General features: G+C 72.6%; 1 protein-coding gene. It reads right to left on the bottom strand.

Features of this window, described 5'->3' with window-relative positions; translation table 11 throughout:
• A partial coding sequence (locus ABFX54_RS56330) for an amino acid adenylation domain-containing protein (RefSeq protein WP_346115560.1) occupies positions 1-2,424 on the bottom strand: 2,424 nt, incomplete at both ends.

The following is a 2,424-nucleotide window of genomic DNA, read 5'->3' on the forward strand; positions in this document are numbered from 1 at the left end:
CCGGATAGACCGTCCGCAGCACCTCATGCCGTACGACCACGTCCCGCAACGCCGCACCCAGCGCCTCGGCGTCCACCTCCCCTGACAACCGCAGCACGATCGGCACGTTGTACGTGGCGCTCGGCCCCTCAAGCTCCCTGATGAACCACAACCGGCGCTGCGCGTACGACAGCGGCACCCGCTCCGGCCGCTCCACCGCCGTCAGCGCGAGGCGGGCCGCCTCCACGTCGCCCAGGCCGGCGGCCAGCCCGGCCACCGTCGGGGTCTCGAACAGGGCGCGGATCTCGATCTCGACGCCGAGCAGCGCGCGGATGCGACTGACCAGGCGGACGGCGAGCAGAGAGTGCCCGCCGAGCTCGAAGAAGTCGTCGTCCACGCTGACCGCAGGCACGCCCAGCACCTCGGCGAACGCCGCGCACAACGCCTCCTCCCGCGCGTCCGCCGGGCCACGACCGGCACCGGCCGCGGCGGCGTGGTCGGGGGCGGGCAGGGCGTGGCGGTCGAGCTTGCCGTTGGCGGTCAGCGGCAGCGCGTCCAGCACCACCCAGGCCGAGGGGATCAGGTGGTCGGGCAGGCGATCGGCGGCGAACCGCCGCGCCACCGACGGGAGGTCCGAGGCGTTCTCCGGATCGCCGGGCACCAGATACCCCACGAGCCGGACGTCACCGGGCCCCTCCTCGCGCGCGATCACGGCGGCCTGGCTCACGCCGGGACAGACGGCCAGGGCCGCGGTGACCTCGCCCGGCTCCACCCGGAAACCACGGATCTTCACCTGGTCGTCCACCCGGCCGGCGAACAACAACTCGCCGTCTGCATTCCAGCGGGCCCGGTCGCCGGTGCGGTACATGCGTCCGCCGCCGAAGGGGCAGGCCACGAACCGTTCGGCCGTCAGCCCAGGACGCCCCAGATACCCGCGAGCCACCTGCGCGCCCGCCACATACAGCTCACCCGTGACACCCGGCGGCACCGGAGCCAGGTGCTCGTCCAGCACGTGGCAGGCGGTGTTGGCCACCGGCGTGCCGACCGGCGCGACTCCACCACCCCTCAACCGGGTGGTGGCGACGCCGATCGTGGTCTCGGTCGGGCCGTAGTGGTTGAACACCGCGCAACCACGCTGCTCGGCCTCCTCCAGCACCCGCGCCAGCCAGTCGGGAGCGGCCGCCTCACCACCCAGCACCAGCGCGCGAGCGGGCAGCAGTCCTGGACCCATCGCCGCCAGGTGGGAGGGCACCATCTTCACGAAGTCGATCTCCCGCTCGGCCAGCAACGCCCGCAGCGCGTCCGGGTCGGTGGCCGCCTCCTCGGCCATGACGTGCAGCTCTCCGCCCAACGTGAGCGCGGCGAAGACGATCGTGTTGCCCAGGTCGGTCGCCTGCCCCTGCACCAGGGCGAACCGGCCACCGTCCAGCTCCAGCCGCCCCGGCACAGAAGCCACATAGTTCGCCAGAGCCGCCTGACTGACCAGCACCCCCTTCGGCCGGCCGGTCGAGCCCGAGGTGTAGATGACATAGGCCGTCTGGCCGCCGTGCACGACCCGCTCGGGCCGGGCCGGAGAAGCCATCGACAGGCGCAACGCGGTGAAGGTGTCGTCCAGCACCAGCATCCGGGCATGACCCGCCGGCAGCTCGTCCGCGATCTCCTCGCTCGTGACGGTCAGCACCGCACGGCTGTCAGCGAGCAGGTACGCGATCCGATCCACCGGCTGACGCGGATCGATCGGCACATACGCCGCACCCGCCTTCCACACCGCCAGCAACGCCGCCACCAGATCCACACCGCGATCCAGGCACACCCCCACCACCGACTCGGCGCCCACCCCCTCACCGGCCAGGACATTCGCCAGCCGATTGGCCCGCTCGTCCAGATCGGCGTACGTGACCCCCTCGCCCTCGGGAGACACCACCGCGACCGCCCCGGGCCTACGCGCGACCTGCGCCTCGAACAGCTCCACCACCGGAGCCGCAAACCCGTCGGCCGCCGTACGGTTCCACTCAGAAAGGGCCCGACGCTCGTCCGGTCCCAGCAGGTCGACGCCGCTCACCCGCGTACCGGGATCGCCGCTCACCATGTCCAGCACCCGCACCCAGTAACGCGTGATCCGCTCGGCCCACTCCTCGTCGAACAGGTCCGCCGCCACCGTCACGGACCCGCGCACCCCGGCCGGAGCCCCGTCGGCGTCGAACGCCTCACTCACCATCACGTCAAGATCGAACTTGGCCGCGGTACGCCCGCCCCCCGCCGCCGGAGCCGGTCCCGTCCGCACGCCGGGCAGGTCCAGCACCGCCTCGATGGTGTCCTGCTTGGTCAGCACCACCTGGAAGAGCGGGTGCCGCGCCAACGACCGCGACGGGGCCAGCTCCTCCACCAAGCGCTCGAACGGCACGTCCTGGTGCGCGAACGCCGACAGGCTGCGCTCCCGCACCC

It is taken from the genome of Nonomuraea maheshkhaliensis, from assembly GCF_039529435.1.
Classification (GTDB): domain Bacteria; phylum Actinomycetota; class Actinomycetes; order Streptosporangiales; family Streptosporangiaceae; genus Nonomuraea; species Nonomuraea maheshkhaliensis.